This window comes from Paenibacillus lacisoli (assembly GCF_030580655.1).
GTDB classification, from domain to species: Bacteria; Bacillota; Bacilli; order Paenibacillales; family Paenibacillaceae; genus Paenibacillus; species Paenibacillus lacisoli.
This window is the reverse complement of sequence record NZ_JAUQTB010000008.1, coordinates 54,513-76,109: the sequence shown is the minus strand read 5'-3', so window position 1 is coordinate 76,109 and position 21,597 is coordinate 54,513. Positions and strand designations below refer to the sequence as shown.

Annotated in this window: 11 protein-coding genes; all 11 read right to left on the bottom strand. The window is 43.8% G+C overall.

The genetic code is table 11. The annotated features are described in order from the left end of the window. Positions 1–81: 81 nt before the first annotated feature. The 11 genes from Q5741_RS14365 to Q5741_RS14315 all read right to left on the bottom strand — a co-directional run bounded on the left by Q5741_RS14365 (position 82) and on the right by Q5741_RS14315 (position 21,532). Positions 82–4,491 (bottom strand): sigma factor-like helix-turn-helix DNA-binding protein, encoded by a 4,410-nt coding sequence (locus Q5741_RS14365; RefSeq protein ID WP_305024790.1) that lies wholly within the window; start codon positions 4,489–4,491, stop codon positions 82–84. 11 nt (positions 4,492–4,502) lie between these two features. Further along, positions 4,503–7,631 carry a type I restriction endonuclease subunit R gene (locus tag Q5741_RS14360; protein ID WP_305024870.1) on the bottom strand — a complete coding sequence of 1,043 codons (3,129 nt, stop codon included), beginning with the start codon at positions 7,629–7,631 and terminating at the stop codon, positions 4,503–4,505. A gap of 56 nt (positions 7,632–7,687) precedes the next feature. Beyond that, entirely contained in the window at positions 7,688–8,899 is a 1,212-nt protein-coding gene (locus Q5741_RS14355) for a restriction endonuclease subunit S (protein WP_305024789.1), read from the bottom strand. Then, positions 8,889–10,412 (bottom strand): class I SAM-dependent DNA methyltransferase, encoded by a 1,524-nt coding sequence (locus tag Q5741_RS14350; protein WP_305024788.1) that lies wholly within the window; start codon positions 10,410–10,412, stop codon positions 8,889–8,891. Before Q5741_RS14350 ends, Q5741_RS14355 begins: the two co-directional genes overlap by 11 nt. A gap of 26 nt (positions 10,413–10,438) precedes the next feature. Further along, positions 10,439–12,028 (bottom strand): restriction endonuclease subunit S, encoded by a 1,590-nt coding sequence (locus Q5741_RS14345; RefSeq protein ID WP_305024787.1) that lies wholly within the window; start codon positions 12,026–12,028, stop codon positions 10,439–10,441. 502 nt (positions 12,029–12,530) lie between these two features. Continuing rightward, positions 12,531–15,281: a DEAD/DEAH box helicase gene (locus Q5741_RS14340; RefSeq protein WP_305024786.1), complete on the bottom strand. Its 2,751-nt coding sequence runs from the start codon at positions 15,279–15,281 to the stop codon at positions 12,531–12,533. Between the two features lie 12 nt (positions 15,282–15,293). Further along, positions 15,294–16,532: an EH signature domain-containing protein gene (locus Q5741_RS14335; protein WP_305024785.1), complete on the bottom strand. Its 1,239-nt coding sequence runs from the start codon at positions 16,530–16,532 to the stop codon at positions 15,294–15,296. Then, positions 16,522–17,256, bottom strand: coding sequence for an OmpA/MotB family protein (locus Q5741_RS14330; protein WP_305024784.1), 735 nt, complete (start codon positions 17,254–17,256; stop codon positions 16,522–16,524). The genes Q5741_RS14335 and Q5741_RS14330 overlap by 11 nt, the downstream gene beginning before the upstream one ends. 14 nt (positions 17,257–17,270) lie before the next feature. Next, the gene (locus Q5741_RS14325; protein WP_305024783.1) at positions 17,271–19,142 is read right to left on the bottom strand and encodes a hypothetical protein; all 1,872 of its coding nucleotides are present in this window, start codon (positions 19,140–19,142) and stop codon (positions 17,271–17,273) included. A gap of 539 nt (positions 19,143–19,681) precedes the next feature. After that, positions 19,682–20,845 (bottom strand): DUF4317 domain-containing protein, encoded by a 1,164-nt coding sequence (locus tag Q5741_RS14320; protein WP_305024782.1) that lies wholly within the window; start codon positions 20,843–20,845, stop codon positions 19,682–19,684. 117 nt (positions 20,846–20,962) lie between these two features. Continuing rightward, positions 20,963–21,532 carry an SF0329 family protein gene (locus Q5741_RS14315; protein WP_305024781.1) on the bottom strand — a complete coding sequence of 190 codons (570 nt, stop codon included), beginning with the start codon at positions 21,530–21,532 and terminating at the stop codon, positions 20,963–20,965. Positions 21,533–21,597: the final 65 nt, after the last annotated feature.

The following is a 21,597-nucleotide window of genomic DNA, read 5'->3' as shown; positions in this document are numbered from 1 at the left end:
CCTAACTGGGTAAAAGAAATGCACCCATATCGGGTGCATGAAATGACGAAAATATTTAAGCGAAATCGTTAGGAGAAAGAATCAATCCTTCAATAAAAATCGATCTCCGTCCCTCACAATACGCCCTTTTCCACTCTCCATATCGGTAAGAGTCTCGTATAGCAGCTGACCATCCTTAGAGAACCTTAACTCGGCCAGTTTTCGATACAAGTCTCTATCTCTAACCTGACCACTGAAGAATCGGTCCATCACATAAGCAACAAAGTCACTTTCACCGCGAATGACAGAATCAGACAAGGAAACAAGGATTGCATCATAGGATCCTATTAATAGCACCTTTTGGCTTTTCTTTAACAAGTCAATAAGCAGATCTTCAGACCATTCAATCGTTAGCTTTAGCTCTGGAAGATATTCAGAAGTCAAAAGCTCCTTAGCTAATACGTATAGACGGCTGTCCTTGGAAGCTTCCTGAAGTCTTCTATTGACTAGGTTCAGAAGCTGCTCTTCTTTGTCCTCGCTCCAACCCAAGCTCTCTCTATGGATGTACTCCCCATATTGCCCTCTGGAATAGTAGATGATATCTTTCGAGGCGGATAGGATAATATCCAACGATTCTTCGCGTCCTCCTAAATCCTCCGTTAACCATTGCAATACTTGTTCTCTAGAAACAGGCAGTTCTAAGCTTTGATCCGCGATGTATTGTTCAATTAAGATTTGCATATTAACTTTCTCAATGTCTTGACCAGCCGGTACAACGAATGGGTAACGGATGAAATTTGTGTTGTTGGCGGCAAATTCTTGAATTAAGTCATAGAGCAAAGAAGAAGAGTGAATGTCAATAGACTCACAAAATTCTTTCATTTCCTCAAATAATAAGTTGATATGAAGAATCGAACGCCCTTCCAAGAGCTCCTCTAGCTTGCCATACAGCTTCTCTATATCCGATTGATTCAAATAATAGAACTCTCGTAAGCCAATAACTCCATAGTCTACCCTTACAAAGTCGGAATCCGAAGCTAAATTAAACTCCACGGTAAAACTCTTCCAGCCTCTATTTTTTACAAATTCTTTGATCAAGTCTTCTTTTTGTACAGGCCGATTCAATTCACGAATATAACCTTTCAGCATGTCTGAATTATTAAGCTGGAATCCGTCACTTTCATGCCAGATATGCGGGAACTTTCGAAGTTGCAGCCTCGAAGATCCATATTTTCTTAGCAAGGTATATAAAGCATATTCATTAGGCACTCCCGAGCTTTGAAGCAAATCTTCAAACTGTCCATACATTCGCCCTATCGAAATGGGACTTCGCACTTCAAGAAGCTCTTCGCAAGCAAGAGAAACTTTCTCGATTAAAGCTATATCCGGTTCAACAAAGGAGTGGTGAATATAAACGCCTCTCCCCCATAAGTAAGCCGTATCTGCATATTCATCTCTGCTAAGAATTGAAGTGAATTCTCGATCTTTTGTGAAGGAATTTGGCCAGAGCCGATTTGCCTTTTCCATCAACTCATCCGCTTTTTTGTAAACTTCAGCACCGGTTGGATAACCTCTTAATACCATTTCAACAAGGTCTGCCTTAGAACTGTTCTTTAAAATAAAACCTTCACTACAAGGAAGCAGAGCAGATTCAGTAAACATGAACAACAGATCAGAAGGAACGTTATGATTCTCTGATAAAATAGCTATTGTCCCTTGCAGCATCTCATTCGAGATAACTTCCCCTTTATAGGACTGTTTTAGCGTTCTGTGAAGGGAATGATCCACAAACTCAATATCAGAAATAGACTTCTCAGACCACCAACCGTATTCTTCTAAATAAGTCAGACCTACAGTCTCCAATATATCAATAATTAAATAATGAACAAAAGATTCCTTAGGTTGAAGAGGATAATAATAAAATCCTTTTAAAGGCTGGCAGGCTGTCCTAATAGCCTTTTCTAACTGCCCGGTATCTTTGACTAATCTTTCATTTTGTCGGATTAGAATTTGTCGTATCCGTTCTCGAGTCAAGTCAAAGGCTTGTCCAGTCTCTTCCAAAGTCACCTTTCTTCCCTCTCTTACGAGATTCCAGCGGAAACGGAGCACTTCTAAATTTCGTTCTCTGCCCCTGGTTGGGTCTTGTCCCTGGAGCCAGTCTTGCCAAGTTTGTTCAATTTGTTCTATCGAAGCAGCAATTCTCTCTTCAGAATTCATCCTTTCCCACACTGCAGCTTCTGCCTGTTCCACTCTGTACTGAGAGAGCATATGGATGAGTTGATTATAGAATTTCTCCACCGCAGTAGTTCCAACGCCTTGATAACCTAGCAGCTGTTCCAAACCGCTGGGTAATTGACCAACAGTAGAAATACCGGAGTTCTGCAGCTCTGAAATCAACTTGGGGATTCCAATAAAATAGGTTTCCAGTGGTAGAGCCATTTCTTCCTTGTTAACCGGAAAAATTTCAGCATTCCATACGATTTCTTCAGCTTCACGCACGGGAACTGATGGATTCCTAGCAGCGACAGACAGTTCCACTGCATGGTTGAATGGTACGGTTTCGCCCGCGTTCACTATTCCTTTTAGCTGTTCAAAAAATTTAGTCACTGTGGTCATCCCGACACTTTTGATTCGGGTAGGTAAAATCGTTAACACTTCAGGCAGCTCACCAAGAAGGGAGATATTCCAATTCTCTTGGATGCCTCTTAGGAGGGCATTGCAACCCTGAATATTTAGATCCGCAATGGGCGTATGATAAAGTTGCGCCGGAATCACAAGTTGTTCACTGTTTAGCCGAATAATTTTAGTTACCTTTTCAGATGTTCTAACTAAATGTGGGTCCACTGAAGAAGCCTCTAACTCCCGTAACCGTTCTACTGTCTCACCATGCCGTCCTCGAAGCAGCCAAGCTAATGAGGATACCGGAATACCGCTAAGCTGGCGTGTCCCAATAATCCCGAAACGTCCAAGCAGCCTGCATACATCTGGAGTCAAGATCTCGTCCAGTTTCTTATCAACCTCAATTGTGCCTATACAACCTTCATTACTATCACGCTGCAGTTTCAGAAACCTGCCTAGTTTGCCTTCAAACTGAAATCCAAAGAACCACAACTGCACCATCACATCATGCAGCAGCTTGGGCTGTTGTTCGTATAGATTCATTAAGCGTTCTTCGTTCCAGTCTCCAAATGTGATCGCCCCTAATGAATTCGATATTTCAGTTAGCCTGTCAGAGGCATAGCCTTTAAGCGACTGGGAATGCAAACTTGCAGGTATGGCAACAACCTCACTCTGCGGAGGACTTTCCTCACCAGTTTCTTCTGTTGGTCTAGATTCCTTATCAACTTCACGGGCAGCAGAAACGCCAGTATCCTCGTGAACTTGTTTAGCTTCTGGAAGATCAACCTGTTCTTCTCCCTGGAGCTTAGAGCCGAATGTACTAGACCGCCGCTGTTCTTCTTCGGAAGACCCAGCACCAGACGTAACAGTCAAGTTTGATAGAGTGCTCGTTTGCTGTTTAAGTGCAACCCGGATAGGCTGCTGGCTTTCCTCTTGAGTAGCCTGATGGGAAATCGTCTTCTCTTCCACGATAACCGGAGCCGTTATCCACCGATCTGCAGAAGGATTCTTGCCCAGCATAAACCAGGCCGGCTTTCGTTTGGTAGACTGACTTCCATTTTTAGCAAAACGAAAATAGATCCCTTGGTCGTTCCACGTGCTGAGCACTTCCTTTAGCTCCCAGCCCCCGACAACCCATAAGGCTCCGTTTAAGGGACGTTTATCAATGACTTTCAGGTTTCGACGGTTAAGCTCCACTGCAATTTCAATAAGACCTGAATGATCGGGAGGAGAGGGACTTACCTGTACAATCGGCGTCGCCAACACAGGATTCCTAACTGATTCTGTTTGGACTATCGCTTCCGCTGCAGCAGCAGATCGTGATTCTGCAATACGCTGAAGTGCTTCTTCGATGGAGCGGAACTTCTCATCCAAGGTTGGCAGCAGCCTGGCCTCTAACTGATCGGAGATCACTTTCTCCATGAGGCCGGTATCTAGAACAGGAGACTGTTCAACCTGTGGATTAGCAAGCGCCTGCTCAATCGGCATTTGATAGGCAGGCACCTCAGAATCTACAGAGCCGTACAGCTCCACAAACCATGCCGATAACTCAAACATGTTTCTATGAGCTGTTAAGGCTAGGTCCACATGAACTTCGCTGCTGCTATGAGCAGCTGCGTTACCGTTCATCCGCAGCCATTCAAACTTATTGCGGATCTCTTCTGATAGTAGTCCCTCTCTCGACAGCTTATGAAGGCGGTCAATTTGTTTGATTGAATATACCGGCTCCACCTTTTCCTGGGTCGAAATCGTTGTCGCCAATATCTCCCCAAACAATCTCCCTTGCATAAGCACACCGCGAGGGTTCAACCAAATGCTCCCCTCTGCCTGTTCGGCAAGAGAGGCTAGTTCCGGATGTAACGCTCTCAAAAATGCAAAGTTTGATGTTTCCATTGCCATTCCCCTTAATATCGAAACTCTTGTGAGGCGGTCAAGCTCATGACTTCGGCCTGTTTCAGTACCATATCAATCGCCAGCTGTTCCAAATCAGGCGGGTAACCATATTTCTTTAAGAGCCGTTTAACCGTCACCTTCATCTGAGCACGTACATTCTGTCGCAGCGTCCAGTCTACAGTAATATTGCTCTTGATCGACTGCGTCAGTTCATGGGCAATTTGCTTCAGCATCAGGTCACCCATCAGCTCCTTCGCTGATTCATTGGACGCAAGCGCATCGTAGAAAGCCAGCTCTTCTGCAACCATGCCCATGTCTTCACCACGTTTAACGGCCTGGTTCACTTCCTTGGCCATCTGAATCAGCTCTTCAATAATTTGCGCCGTCTCAATCGTCCGGTTGTTGTATTTTCGAATAGATTCATCCAGCATTTGAGAAAATTTACGGGATTGCACTACACTAACTTTCTCAAAAGATTTCACCTTGCCCTGCAGCAAACGACGGAGCAGCTCTACAGCCAGATTCTTTTGTTTTAAGCCCCGTACATTTTCAAGGAATTCATCCGACAAAATCGCGATGTTGGGCTTCTGCAAACCAGCCGCCTCCATAATATCTACCACTTCCTCGGAAATGATTGATTTGGAGATTAGCTGGTTAAGCTCAGCGTCAAGCTCGGCTGTCGTCTTCTTCCGATTCTCGGTCGTAATCAGCTTGATCAGGCCAGACTTCACAGCCTTCAGAAAACCAATCTCCACGTTTACCTCTTCCGCTGCTGGGGTAGTGGCACATAAAGCATAGGCTCTAGATAGCTCAGTGACCCAGTTGGTAAAATTCCGTTTGCCTTCTTCACCTAGACCAAGCACAAAGTCGACGGTTTCCACGATGGCCTGCATCCGTTCCGACGCTTTAGGCGAGTTGAATTTGCTGTAGTCGTGACCATGGAGCAAATCATGAATTAAATCCAGCCTCTCAAGCATATAGTCGATGGCCTGATCAGTATCAATACCAGCGGTTTTTCGGTCATTCTCGGTATACTGCTGGAGTGCAGACTTCAACATGTCCGCAATGCCAATGTAGTCCACAATTAGACCACCCGGTTTATCCCGAAAGACGCGGTTGACCCGGGCAATAGCCTGCATCAGGTTATGGCCTTTCATCGGCTTGTCGATGTACATCGTACTCATGGATGGAACATCAAAACCGGTTAACCACATATCGCGCACAATGACGATTTGGAGGGGATCGTTCAAGTCCTTCATCCGCTTGGCAAAATACTCCCGCCTCCGCTTCGTGCCAATATATTTCTGCCAATCTTCAGGATCACTTGAAGAGCCGGTCATCACGATTTTGATCTTGCCTTCGCTGTCCTCATCGCTGTGCCAATCGGGGCGAAGTTCCACAATCGCCTTATACAGATCAATAGCAATCCGGCGCGACATGACCACGATCATGGCCTTGCCGAACATCCCTTGTTGCCTCTGCTCATAATGGTCAACCATGTCTTTGGCAATCGCTTTGACTCTCTTTTCCGAACCGGCAAGCGCCTCTAATCGGGCCCATTTGGACTTCAAACGCTCCTTCTGGGTAAGCTCCTGATATTCCGTAATTTCCTCATAGGCATTGTCGATAATTGGACGTTCCGTCTCGGATAGATTAAGCCGGGCTACACGGCTCTCATAATAGATTTTGACCGTTGTACCATCTTCAACCGCCCGAGTCATATCATAAATATCGATGTAATCTCCAAACACAGCCGGGGTGTTCTTATCGCTTAGCTCTACCGGCGTGCCCGTAAACCCGATGTAGGAGGCATTCGGCAGCGCGTCACGCATATATTTGGCATACCCGTATTTCACATCAGCTTCGCCTGTCTTCTCGTTCGCTACCATTTCGGCTTGAAATCCGTACTGACTGCGATGCGCTTCATCGGCCATAACGATAACGTTGTTACGTGCTGTGAGCTCCGGATACGTGTCCTCGTCACCCTCTGTGCTGAATTTGTGAACCGTTGTGAAGATAATCCCGCCGGACTCAACAGCCAGCAGCTCCCGCAAATGCTTGCGGTCCACGGCCTGCTTTGGCGTCTGCCGCAGCAGATCCTGCGACCTGCTGAAGGTGGCAAATAATTGTTCATCCAGATCGTTGCGGTCGGTCACGACCACAATCGTCGGATTATCCATGGTGAGAACGAGCTTGCCGGCATAGAACACCATGGACAAGCTTTTTCCCGAACCTTGCGTGTGCCAAACTACGCCGATTTTCCGGTCGCCTTCGGTTTCAGTAGCCCGTTCTGTGCTTGCTATAGCTTTGTTCGTTGCATGGTACTGATGATAACCTGCCAAGATTTTGGTGACTTTCTCACCGTCTGTTTGAAAAAGGACATAATGTTTAATGATGTCCATGAGCCGCTTTTTCTCAAACATGCCTTTAATCAGGACTTCAAGCTGCGGAACCGAGGATGGGGCGACATCGCCGCCATCAATCGTCCGCCACATCATAAAACGCTCTGCATCGGCCGTCAGCGTGCCCGCCCGTGCGTTAACGCCATCGCTAATGACCATAAATGAGTTGTATGTAAATAGAGAAGGAATGCTGTTCTTGTAGGTCTGTACCTGGTTGTAGGCTTCACTTATCCCTACTTCTTCATTGGAGGCGCTCTTGAGCTCCATTACCACAAGCGGAATCCCGTTCACAAACACCACGACATCCGGGCGTTTCTCTCCGTTCTCTACCACGGTAAACTGGTTCACAACGAGAAAATCGTTCTCCTGGACCCGTTCAGGTTCCGTAGCGAACAGCCACACCTTGGCCGTCCGGTTCTCTCCAGCAGGCGTGCGGTATTCCGCATCGATTCCGTCTGTAATCATTCGCTGAAACGCCCGGTTATTCACCAGCAGACTAGGACTCTGTGGTATCTCAACGATACGGATCGCTTCCTCAATCGCGTCGCGCGGCACGCCTGGGTTAATCCGGGTCAACGCATCCCGCAGCCGGTCGGCCAAGATAACATCTGTATAGAACATCCGCTCCGGATATTCCCCTTCCGGGGAAATCTCCGGCCCGTATGCCTTGTTATAGTTTAATTCTTCAAACCATTCAATCGCCGCTTGCTCCAGGTCGCTCTCTGCATAAGATGTAATGTACACGGCACACCTCCTAAGCTGGTTGATAAGCTGATCAGTAATTTGTCTGTAAATTATTCATTAATAGAAGTAGGCTCATGCTCGTCTATTGGAACGCGAATCTCTCCGGACATGAGTTTGGGGAGAAGGGTGTCGCGGATTTCAGTTAGAACTCGATTTTGCTTCTGAATTTCCCACATTTTTTTATGCATTGCTTCTATAACACTAGATAATTCCTTTAGAATCTGGTTATGTGGTATTGGTATTTTTAATGTCTGAATATCAGCTGGTTTAATAGAAGGATATGTTGTCGTACTACCTTCTGCTATAGATTGTAGCTTTTGTGTTATGTCCTCTTGTGTTAACCATAGATATAATAGATCGCTAGGAAAATTTCTATTACTTGTTATTACAGCAAATCCCGTTGAAACAAGCATATTCTCCAAAGGTTCCCTAATCATGCCATAATGATGTTGATTAGGTCTTACAGTTGAAATAACTATATCATTTGGATTGACTTTCCTCTTTGCCCTACTTGGAATTTTATCTAATTTGTAATCGAGCGGTTGAATGTTTGAGATCCTGTTTCTAGTGATGTTTCCAGTGTCAAGATAATTGATATAGTTCCATTTTTCTTTTCCAGAGTAGCTCTCTAAATTCACATCACTCACTTCACCTATAGAGCCAACCTTCCACCCCTTAGGAATCAACCCCAACTCACTTTCCTCAAACTCTCCCCCGCTAGACTTGTAAGGTTCACCATTCTCATTTGGAAATTCATAGTCAATAAACCAGCGTTTAAAAAGAGCTTGAGCCATATCTTCGAGGTTTTTGTTGATGGCGTTGTTGAGTTCGATTTTTTCGTCAAGTTTTGATAAGATATTTGCAATTAATTCTTGTTCAGTTCGGGGGGGGAGCTGAATAACTATATCTTTTAATATTGTTTGGGTTAATAGAGGCTGGGAACTTCCAACTCTGAAATTATGCAAATTCAAACTGTTTAATTTATAAAATAAAAATTTGTTTGAATTATCTTTTATGGCCTTTGCTGCAATAGCGTTATCAGAGACCCAGCATGGTTGATCCTCAAAGTAAACATTTCCACAATAAGCACCTACACGCCCAATAATGATACTTTCCCCTTGGGTATTACTTCGGTCAGTATAATCTAATATACCATTCCCTCCATACACGGGAATTTTACCAGGTAATGATGGTCTCTTTTTACCATTTGAGAATACAATAACCTCAGACAACACCACACTTTCCCATCCCTTAAAACTCAAACCCAATCCCCCCCAACTGCTTACGGATCTCATCCTCCAACTGGCGGGACTTCGCAAACTGCTCAGCCAATTCACTCGTTAGACGCACCATTTTATCCTCAAACGGTTCGCTGTCTTCTTCTGCATCCTCAATCCCTACATAACGTCCTGGAGTTAAGATGTATTCGTGCTTTTGCACCTCAGCTAGCATTTCGGCTTTACAAAAACCTTTAACATCCTCGTATTGTCCCGCCTCTGCTTGACCACGCCAAGCATGGTACGTATCGGCAATTTTCTTCATATCTTCCGCACCTAACTCTTTATGCGTACGGTCGACCATATGACCCATCTTGCGAGCATCAATAAACAAAATTTCGCCCCGACGATCACGTAATCCCCGTGTGGATTTGTTCTTCGCCATAAACCACAGACATACCGGAATTTGCGTCGAGTAAAACAATTGACCCGGGAGTGTAACGATACAATCGACCAGGTCGGCATCTACTAGCTTGCGGCGGATCTCGATCTCACTTGTTGTGCTGGTCGACATCGAGCCATTTGCCAAAACGAATCCAGCTACTCCGCTAGGTGCCAATTTAGAAACGATATGCTGAATCCAAGCGTAGTTGGCATTACCTGCCGGCGGAATCCCGTACTGCCAACGCGTATCTTCTGTCAACCGCTGACCGCCCCAGTCACTAATATTAAAAGGGGGATTCGCGAGGATATAATCGGCTTTCATATTTTTATGAAGATCGTTATGGAACGTGTCTGCGTTATATTCGCCGAGATTGCCATCGATTCCGCGAATCGCCAGGTTCATTTTACATAGGCGCCAAGTCGTCGGATTGGATTCCTGTCCATACACCGCAATATCGCCGGCTTTACCTTGATGCTCTTCCACAAACTTCTCACTCTGCACGAACATGCCGCCTGAACCACAGCAAGGGTCATAAATTCTTCCTTTATAAGGCTCAAGCATTTCAACCAATAGACGTACTACGCTGGAAGGTGTGTAGAACTCGCCGCCGTTCTTGCCTTCGGCGCTGGCGAACCTGCTCAGGAAATATTCATATACCCGACCAAGCACGTCTTTAGAACGGCTATCTTTGTCCCCTACCTTGAAGGAGAAGACGTCGATCACTTCCCCGAGACGAGTCTTGTCCAGTGCCGGACGTGAAAAGTCCTTTGGCAGGACGCCTTTTAACGAAGGGTTTTCCTTCTCAATCAGAATCATGGCATTATCGATAATCTGGCCGATTTCCGGTTTCTTGGCATTTGCCTGGATGTGAGTCCAGCGTGCTTCCTTCGGCACCCAGAAAATATTAGCTGCTACATACTCGTCACGGTCTTCGGCATCTGCATAAGGCTCAAGCTCGAGTTCCGCATATTTCTCCTCAAACGCATCCGATACATATTTCAAGAACAACAGACCAAGCGCTACATGCTTGTATTCTGCGGAATCCATACTGCCGCGCAGCTTATCTGCTAGTGTCCATAACTTCTCCTCAAATCCAATGTTTGCTGTTGCCATGCTGCAACGTCCTCCTCATAGCTTCTTTAGTATAATGCCGAATAAATCTGTTCCCGCTGTCCCTCCCAGCGCCGGGAGGCTGCTTGAACCGTCTCTGAATATAGCTGCTTCTCTTTCCTGTAAGCTTCACTGATCGCTTTCTGCCTCTCTAGCGGTAGAAACGGAATCTCAATCTCACCGACATCCGCCGGATTCAAATTCATAACCGTTGTTCCGCGCTGAAAGCTCTGGATCAGAGCCATACCTGCAGGACTCTCCAGGAAAATCTTCGCATACAAACTATCCACCTGTTCATTGAAGCGGATGACGATCATATTGGCAGAAACAATAACCATCTGCGAATATTCAGGAAATACCGCCAGTTTTGTTTGCGTGCCTCTACAGGTCATCACTAAGTCTCCCGGAAGCACTTCGTAACGCTTTACCTTACGCTGTTCTTCATCAATTGTCTCTAACTGCTCAAGCTTAACTTCTCCGTCTTCCAGATTCGAGATATTCAAGACCGCAATCGAGCCGGGGCGCAGGTCTTGTTTCAAGATTGATTTTCCCCTGAAAATATCCGCAACTGCTCTCAGCTTCATCTTAGGAATGGCGGCCTGTTGAAAAGCAGCCAACGTATCGCTGCTTTGCTCGAGCAGAAGCTCAATTCGCCAATCCTCGAGCTGCTGAAATGCGGCAGCCTTTAGCTGAATCGTTCGCTGCTCCTCTAAAACCGTGCCCTTCAAAGTATAACGGCCAATCTGAATGTTTTCAGGCGGCTGTCCACTGTTAAACGTAACTAGATACGTCTTCACTGAGGTATAGGGCCTAAATAAGCCTTCCGGCAAAGTATAGAGTGTTCCGACAGGAATCAACTCATTGATCCGTTTGCGCCATTCCCCGATCGAGCCTGATTGAAACATCATCCTAGCCGGGAGAATGGCTGTCAGGCATCCTCCTGGTGTAAGTAAAGGAGCCAAATGATGAAGGGCTGCCCCCTCTGCTTCCCTAACTCCAACTGCCTCATCATCAAGCTTTAACCCAAAATTCGGCACGGCTAGAATGGCATCATAAGCATCTGTCAGCGGCAACGGCTGATAGATCGAGCCCTGCAAGATTTGAATCTGCTCCATTCCGGCAAAATAAGTCTTCAACAACCTACCGAGAATATAGTTCTCAGTCAGGAGAGTAAGCTTGACGTTGGAGGGAGGCGTATATTCCGCTAATCCTTCCATAAACTTCTCGGCTTCAACAATCAGCCAATTCTGTTGGTGAAGTCCCTCAGCAGCTTCTCTAAAGGTTTGCAAGATACTCGAGTGTGCCTGCAAAGACGCTATGACTCGATCCTGCCGAATTGTTTGCAGCCCGTATTCTGCTAAATTTAATTCTTTGCCTGCATGGTAGAGTCGATAGAACAGCTCTCGATCCCCCGGAAAATGCCCCAGTTCTATCTTCCCTATCTTTTCCTGCATTCGATCGAACAGCTCGTTTGGATTCTTCTCAAGCTTAGTCCGCTCTCCGGAAGGCAGCTTATCTATGTATTGCTTCATCTTTACCACGCGAACCGCCTCACGGAGTAGTTGATCCCGCGACTTGATATCATGGTTGAGACATAATTGCCAGAATTCTTCGATCAATGAATCACCTACTTTATACCTAACTTGTATAGGTAGACTATACCATGTTTTAATTTAGTATTGCAATACTAAAAAAGGAACATCGCATTAAACGATGTTCCCTTCTCTTCTTTCATGTATAACAGATTCAATCCGTAAACAAATGATTCGCAAAAACAACAGTTTGCATCTTCTTCGGCGCGACGAGTACTGGCCAGTAAAAAGGTGCTCCGCTCCAACCAGCAGCCGTACCATTTTGTTTGAGCAGAACAATAGCAGGAATATCCGAAGCTAACTCTATCGCTAATCTTTTCTCTTGATAAGAATCCGGCGAGTTCTCTAGACGTCCGTCTTTCTTTTCCCGGGAGATATCGCGGTCACGTCTTACAATTACCCAAACTTTCCCTTTAAGGGCTTCATCCTTAGGTAAACCTGTTAAGTATTCAAGGCTTGCTATAAACGCCTTTTGATTCCAAGAATGACCTTCTTCAAATGTAGTTCTAACATGGCACAGACGTTTGAACTAGATCCCATTTAAAATCTCTTCCTCAATGTTTAACTTTCTGCTTGAAACAATTACGGAAGAGGCCATTTCTTGCTTTTCTGTTAAGAGCTGATGGACAATTTCCTCTACAGTGCCTTTCTTCGTCAAACCTTTAGTATCCGCAACAATCGGATAATAGACATAAACTGGCTTCTCCTGGCCAATTCGGTACACCCGGTCTGTCGCTTGATTCTCAACCGCAGGATTCCACCAGCGTGTATAATGAATGACATGATTGGCGGAAGTAATAGTTAATCCAGTACCAGCGGCCTTGGGAGAAAGAATCATAACATCGAACCCAGAGGTTCTATTAAACTTGTCTACCTGTTCTTGCCTGCGATCCGTCATCCCGTTGATAATCATTGGGTTTATATCGAAGCAATCACGAATCACTGAGCGAAGAATTTCCTGCATTTTGATGTACTCAGTAAAAATTAAAACCTTCTCACCTTTCTCTTGAACCTTCCGGATGATGTTTATGGTTTCTTGCAGTTTAGGTACTTGCTCATATGGGAGATTTATAAATTGATCCGCTATCAACCCAGGATGTGAACTCAAAGCTTTTAATTTCTGTATAGCCTGCAATCCATCCATAGCCTTGTTCCGAACTAAAGTAAGAACCTCAGCATACAGTTTCGATTGCTCTGGACCTAACGGAATCCGTGTTATAACAGACTGTTTTGAAGGAAGTTGATCACCTAATTCCTCCGACTTGGTACGGCGTTTATAAACCATAGAAATACGGGCCAGGAGTTCTCTTTCAGCTTCCGAATCATGCTCCTCCCCATCCACCTTCGTCATAAATTCCGATTTAAATTGACTTAAGCTGCCTAACAAACCTGGCTGTACGTAATCCATAATGGACCACAGCTCGCTTAATCCATTTTCTACCGGAGTCCCGGTCATCGCTAATCTAAATTTAGATTTCATAGCTTTGAGCACTTTGGAAGCGGCAGTCGAAGGATTCTTAATTGCCTGAGCTTCATCACAAATAATAGCTTGCCAATCTACTTGTCCGAATACCAATTGATCTTTGGCCAAAGTGTGATAAGTAGTAACTGTAATTCCAATCCGCTTCAAATCTTCAGCATGCTTAATTCGTTCTGTTCCGCGGTGAAGATACAAGGACCGCTGCAAGGAAGGAGCGAATTTACTTATTTCTTTCTCCCAGTTATCCATTAGCGTCTTTGGAACAATTACGAGAGTTGGAGTAAGGTTTCCACTCTCCTCCAGATAAGATAAGAAGGAAATGACCTGAATGGTTTTTCCAAGACCCATGTCATCCGCAAGTAAGCCGCCCAATTTCCGATAATGCAGAGACTTCATCCAGATATAACCTTCCGTTTGGAACGGCTTCAGAGTAGCGATAAATGAGTCAGGTGGCTGTTTGGTAAAGATACCAAGATCCTGCATCTCCTGTTGAGCTCTCAATATAGGTTGGTTAAATTCTAACTGACTAATATTTTCATAGATCTCTAATATATACGGCAGCTTCGTAACATCAACTAGACCACCTGCAGCTAACAAGTCACGTTTGGCAGTTTCTGTAGCCTCAACAAATTCCTCGGCATCCTTAGGAAGTCTTAACCAGTTACCATTCCATTCAATGAATTCTTCACCATTCTCTTGAGCGTGTTCGATTAAAGACTGCATTTCTGAGGCTTCCCATGTTTCATGTACCTCACCGTTCTCGTCTTGGGCCGTAAACCCAAAGTCCAAATCAAACCAGCCTCTATCGTGCTCAGAAGCATGAACGAAGGGCTGTGCTCGATAAACCCGGATACCAAGCGACTTTACACGCTCTCCGAATTGAGATAAATCCAAACCCTCAATATCAGGCAAGAAGGCATCAGGATTTTCAATAAATTTAGGAATATTAGCGCCTATAATCGGTGGAATCTGGTGGACTTGGTTTGCTTCTTCTATAATAGAAGGTTTAACGAAGACCTTTCGATTATGAGTGTCCACAGCATAACGGCTTGGCGAGGCACTCATTTGATCTAATATTTCAGGAGATATATCCTCTGAGGAACCAAACTTCGGGCTGAATGTGATAGCTGTCTGATCATAATTCAAATTAATGTCGACTTGATCTACAAACAGGTATTCCTGATGCTGCAGGTAATCATCCATCGGATATCCATGACGTAAAGCTGTGTTTCTCACTTCTGCAACGTAAGGAAAGATTTGATCCCGATCCGTTGCACTCGGAGCCTGATCTATAAGCTGCTGAAATTGATATTGCTCTTCATCCATAAGCAGCGTTTGTCGGTTTGGTAAAGTCATCCATGGACCATTGATTTTAGCTGACCGCTCTAAGTGTTCCCAATTCTCAAAGCTTTTCTCTAGCACAAACTTAAAATGTGGCGATCCAACAGCACTTTCGTGACCCAGTTTTAAATTCAGTTTGGTTGGCTGTGGGATCTCTAATCTTGCCCGAAGCTCTGGGGGAATTTCTGAAAACTTATCAAGGTTTAGGATGTAGCCTGATTCTTGAGCATCCAAGTACCCTTCAAACCACAAATCCTCCAAGGTTTCCAGCAGCTCAGCATTATTAAGCTGCCTAAGCTCTGAAATGCGAAGATTAAGTGGAAATTGTTGAAATTGACCATCCCGAATGATCTTATATAGTAAACCACTGAAGACCTGCTCCTGCTCGACATAAATATGTGAGATTTGAGGAGAAGATATCTTCCGTCGTTTATTTATAAAATCAAATAATCCTGCCATAACTTCTCCTCCTTAGTAAAAGACTCCATCTAGATAATATCTCATGTAATTATCGAATTTATCATTCCATCTCCCTCCACGATGATCTAGCTTATCAATGAAAAGAAGGATTCCTCCCTTGGTAGACTCAGGTACCTTTAACATGCTTTCCTTCTTTGCTGAGTTTCGACTGTTGCTAAAAGACGAGGAAGTGCTAATAGGATGTATGATTTGGTCAAACCCATCACGATGATAAAAATAAGCTGCTCCTATCGATCCATATTCCACTACGACAAACTTATCGAAATAAATAAAAGCAATCATAGGATCCTGAATAAGTTCGACATCCTCCATATAATCTATAAATCTCTTCCAATAATTAAGACGCTGATTATCCTGGTCGTTCTCAAAAATAATCTGCAGTTTCTTCTGGATTAACCATCGTTTTACTTCCCCAACAGAAGCTTCACTTAAGAACTCCCAATCCGCGCTGCGTTCTCTCGGATCTCTTAATCGTTCCACCGCTTGTTGAATGATTTTGGCATGAAATTGATTGTATTTACGAGGTTCCAAGTAGATCTTAATTAAGGATTTATATTCATCCATGGGGTAATTATCAAGTAGTCTTACTATAAACTCAGTACCATCTCGGTTTATGATTCGATCTGCAGCCAATCCGTTGCTCAAGATTCCTTTCATCAGAGCAGCTTCCAGCTTCGATTCCTCTTCTATCTTTAATAAATGAAAGGCATCTTTAGTCTTCAAATTGGTCTTTAAAAGCAAGGAGAGCAATCCTTGGGCCATTCCCTCCTTATGAAGAACAGCTTCCTCCATTCCAAGAAGCAGTTCGTCCTCCAATAACAGAAAGCCAAATTGATCAACAGTGTAGATTCGTTTCAGTAAGTCCTGTAATAGAGACTGCTCATATTGATGCTGAAAAAGAACCCAAGCTGTTTTTCCAACTTCAATGCAATAACGGGCCGTTAAAATCTGATTAATCTTCTGGACCGTTTCCACACTTTCTTCTGGAAAAGGATAGTCCTCATAAATCAACATGAGGACCTCCATTTTCTTTAACCCTTGGGCCAATTCTGCGATACTCTCACTTGGAGTAGAGCGTATAATTTCCAATAGTTTTGGAAGCAGCATCTTTCCACGCTTTTTAATAATATCTGCGGCTTTATTCTTATATTTTTGCTCTATCTTAACTCTCTCTTCACTTAATAGTTGGGGCTTAAAGGAGAAGAGATAAAAATACTGATTAATTTCCATCCCTATCACCCAGTCCTTGAAGTTGATCAATAAGCTGATCATCTTTCAAACGAAATTTAAATTCGACACGTCTTGATTTATTGGCGTCTATTGTGCCATCACTTTTTAAGATCGGGATACTAAAAGAACGTCCGTTGGCCGTAATCACAGATTTAAGGTCCTCTTTATATTTGAAATCTGGAAAGTTCGGCTGAAATATCTGCTGGACAACGGATAGAGCACGGTCTTGAGAGAGTTTTAGATTATATAAGTAACCTCCGGCCGTATCCGTGTGTCCTTCCACAATAATCTGTGAAATTTCATTTCTGAAACGATCAGATAACAGAATATTGATATACTGTGGGATGAATTTTTCCAAGTACATACGTCCTGTAGGAGAAACATCACTGCTGTTTGAGTCAAAGAATACTCCACCGGAGAAACGAATTGCTCCTGTCTGTGGGTCGACCTCCATTGCTAAATCAGAATCCTTGAAGGCTTTGATTAACTCTTGAATAATTTCCGACTTAACTCCAACTACATCTTCAATCATTTGATTTTTTTCATTAATTGCGGCTTCCTTTTCCTCATAGGCTGACTGGGTATTAAACAGAGTAACCATAAGGACTAATGCAAAAATGACTAATAAAGCAGACATAAGATCTGTGTAGGAAACCCAAAAGCTTTCTTTCTCGCCTTCATGAGCTCTGGACATATGACGTTCATTCCGAAATCCTCTAGCCAAACTGTATCAACACCTTACTCTGTAGTAACTGGATTCATGATCCGTTTAGATTGTCTATTAATCTCATTGACGGCTTGTTTTAATGTCTGAATTGCATCTGGCAAATCTATTAGTCCTTCTTCAATTGCAGTGACTCCGCTTGCCAAGTGCGTTACAGATTTGGTTAATTCCTGGTCAAATTGAGTAAATGTATGTTGCAACCCACGGTGCATCTCATCCACAAACTGGTTCATAGAGGTTTCCAGATGTTTATTTGTTTTTGCCATAGACTCACTTGCAGAATCCCAAACACGAGTTAATTGTTCTACACGGTGATCAAGACTAACAATCTGTTCGGACATTGTTTTCTGAATTCTGGAGGATATATCGTCCAAGTCTTCGCGTTCCTGCTGCACATCCCTTATTAAGGATTTAAAATCATCTTGAATATGGATAAATTCAGCATTATTACGAGTGAATTTATCGAAGATTGATTCCAACTCTTGATTTGACTGTTGACTTAAATCAGCTTGCTGAGACAATGATACAGCTAAAGTCTGCTGGCTTTGCGTAATGTTGGCAATACGCTGCAAGTTCTCTTCGAGACGCTGTTGGAACGTAACTTGAAGACCCGTTTGGTTAACAATAGTGTCAACGTTTTCTTTAAGCCTACTCAGATGGCTTTCAAAATAGTCATTGAACAAACGCCGTTCTTCTGTCATCTTACCAAGTAAATCTGAAGTTACACTTTGCAGCTCACTGTTTTTCTCGGTTGTAGCATTTAATTCCGATACCGTCTTCTCTAGTACAGCCTGATAGTCTGTAATTTTCTCAGTATAATTATGAATTTGTTCCGCTAATCCCGTTGTTTTCTCTACCATTTCTGACTGGCTGGCAGCTGATTCCTGCATCGATTTAACAAGCGCCCCCATTTCGGTATGGACTTTCTGCTGCCATTCCAGTGTTGAATTTAATGCATCACCAAGGTTTTTCATATGATCCCCAGTCAATTCATTTAGCTGCGTGACAAACTGATCGACCATCTGCTGCATGCCTTGAGCTTGGTTAATACTTGTTGTCTGCATCAAATCCGTCATCATCTTTTGTGTCTGTTCCATTTGAGGAGCAAGTGATTTTTGAATAGAGTCTGCTACGCCATTTACCATGTTTGGAATGAGCACATCGGACAAGAAGGTTTGAAAGTCCTGCATTTGCTTTTCTTGACGTTGATCCATGCTGTAGAGAAGTGTACTTTGATCCTGAGTTGGGAAAGCTTCATCCAAAGCTTGCCGGATATCAGAGAAGGCATGGGACAATTTAGGATAGTAAATCCCTTTATCAAGAAGCTGCCAGAAGAGAGACAACAATACACCGGCTATAGAAGAAGCGAACTTTACTTGCATCCCTGTCAATAGCGTTCCTATTCCCGATTGCATTGCGTCTGAGCTACCATTTACATGTAAACCGGATACGCCGACCGCAATACCAAGGAAAGTCCCTATAATGCCCATGGACAGAAAGATTCCAGCTACAGTCTCTGCAAACTTTCTCTTTCCATAGCTCTGTACTAATGATTCCTCAAAAAAGAAGTCATAAATATCTGGGGTATAGTTTATTCCCTTTTGTTGATAGTACATAAATTGCTGATAGTAGCCTTCCCAAGCAAATAATAGTTTTTTTTTAATATATTTATTCTTGCTTTGATTTATCCAATCATTAAATTGATGGAACCTTTCCGAAATATCTTTTATTTCTAAGAGTTGAGTAACTTCCTGTCTAATCTCTTTGGCTGCTTTCTTGCTGGAATGATTGCGAAAATGTACAAAGTACCAACACAAAGCAAAAATGAGCACCATTAATCCTATATAACATCCATAAAATAACGGTGAAATTAAGAATTGCTCCATAATGTCCCTCCAAGGTATGAATATCTCACAAAGCAAATTTCAAATAAAAAACGACCTCACAATACGTGAAGTCATGCATATGTAAATAAATACTTGCCCCATTTATTACTTACGCACAATTATGACTATTAAACTATAATGAAATCTCACTTTTAAACATTTTCCTTTCTTCTGAATCAGGAATTTATTACCGTTTATATCAAGTTAATTATACCTGTATCCCTAGACTTATGAGAAGAAAAAATTCCAAAAATGTGAGATTTAAAATAAAAAATCTCCCCTTTAAGGTATAAGCAAATCTAGGAAGATTCAGCTTTATCAAGAGCAGTGAAACTACAAAAATACCGAGGAAAACCAGTAGAGTTCCTGGATTTCGCTCGGCCTTTTTACAAATGCAACATTCAGTTAGATTTTTTTCTCTTTGTTGTATTAGCTTTTTCTGTATTACCAGCATATAATAGCCCGACTCCTAATAGGCGTTACTGCACCCAGTATAATTCCATAACTGCTGCTTCAACCCGTTACGCCTCCCGACAGTTCTACAACGTTTCCGTATTCAGCGTAAACCCTTCAATCACCACATCTTCATCCAGCTCAATCAGGATGCTCTTTTTCCCTTGATAATTCACCTGTTTCACATATTTGAGATCCTGGGGACTGACCGAGATGGTGGCAACCTTCGTAGTGATCTTAATGGACTTCGAATTGAACTTCGGAACGACACTGCTCGCTTTGAATTCATAGTTCTTATCATCGACAATCGTCTGGAACGCTCGCTCCACCTTCTCTTCCGTCACATTCTCCACGCCGCTCACCGTCAGCATTCGTTCAATATCTTTGTAATCCAGCTTCGGCGGCTCTTCCTCCTCGTGCGTTTCGATGACCTGGTGAATCTCCTCGTATACACTGGCGATCATGGAGGCGTCGAGCTGGTCTTCCGCCACTTCCTTCACGATCTCCTCAAAAATAGATCTCTCCTCCAAAGCCGTCACGGTCTTCTCCGCATTCAGAACTTCCTCGATGAAATGCTGATTCGGATCGTTCGCTTTGCCCGAGCAGTACAGAATACGATTCACATCGGAATAGCCGTCCGTCACACTGGGATAGAAGAAGCCCTGCTCCGGCGTGCTCAGCTTAATGATCGGATCGACGATAACGTTATACTTGAATTCCCTTTCGACATAGTCGAACAGGAGTGTTTTCCGTGGCTGCTCCGTCGAATTCACGCTGCCCAATATGAACGGACTCGCGAACATCTCATTGTTCTCGCTTTCCTCTGCTTCGTCGTTCCTGGCCTTGGTCGGCTTGTAATACTGCCCGCGGACAAAAGTAACCACGGTATCCCTCTCGTATTTGGTATCCGCCAGCATTTTCTCCACCAGCAGCAGCATCAGATCCTGCCACTCTTCCGTATCCCCGGTCACCAGGCCTTGATGGAGAAGGATCCGCGTCGGATTTTCTGCTTCCTCGTGAAGCTTCAGCTCGAACAGCTTTTGATCCAGTTCCCCGGTCAGCAGCTTCTTAAAATTACCCATATGCAGCTCCTGCTTCTCTCTGTCCAGCAGCTCGAACGGCTGACGCTCATAATGATAGATCTCATTGCTATCCTTCATAATATACACATTAAGAATGTCGTAGATCTGAAGCTTCTCATGATCCAGCTTGAATTGCTTGCGGATATATAATACTTCTTTTTTTAGCATAATGAATTAGACATCTCCCAATAAGTAGATTGTTTCTACTAGAATAAAAGCTGCAGAAGCCCCTCGTCCAGAAGGAGTTCACCGTTCATCACTAACCTGTCCATTTCGAGTTCGTACTTATAACGTACTGCGCCGCAGCTCATAGAAATACTGCACAGCCGGATGCTTCAGCTTGATCGTTTCGGTCATGTTAAGAATCCGCTTCTTCCCAACCCTTCTGTCCACGATCGCCAGGATATTCAATAAAATATCGCTGCTCTCCATGTTATCCTCTATAGAAGTAGATAAGAACTGATTCGCTGCAGTGACAAAGTTGGATTTACTCAAAGCGGACTGAGCTGACAGAAGCTCCTTGGCAAGTACGGACATCTTTCTGCCTCTGGCAATGACGATGAGCCGATCCTCCGGAACAGTTCCCTTGGTATCTACTCGGATCGCTTCAATCTCTTCAAGACTGACAGGGATCTGGATATCTGGATCATTCTTAATTTCCTGTTCGGTCTGATACCAGCGGATTCCGCTCGTTTTGTCATTCATATTGAGTACATTCTTTTTATCGACCGTAAGATAAGAGCTCCCTGCTTTATCGGGTGAATAACGGTAACTTGTCGCACGGTATTCGACCTTGCCTTGTAACGCAGGAGAGAGAAAGCTCTCCAGCTGCTGCTTCAATTTGCTCCAGGACATGTGATCCTCCTATAATTTTGTAAACCAACGTTGATACTCCGCTGAATGCCTTATCCAAAAAAACA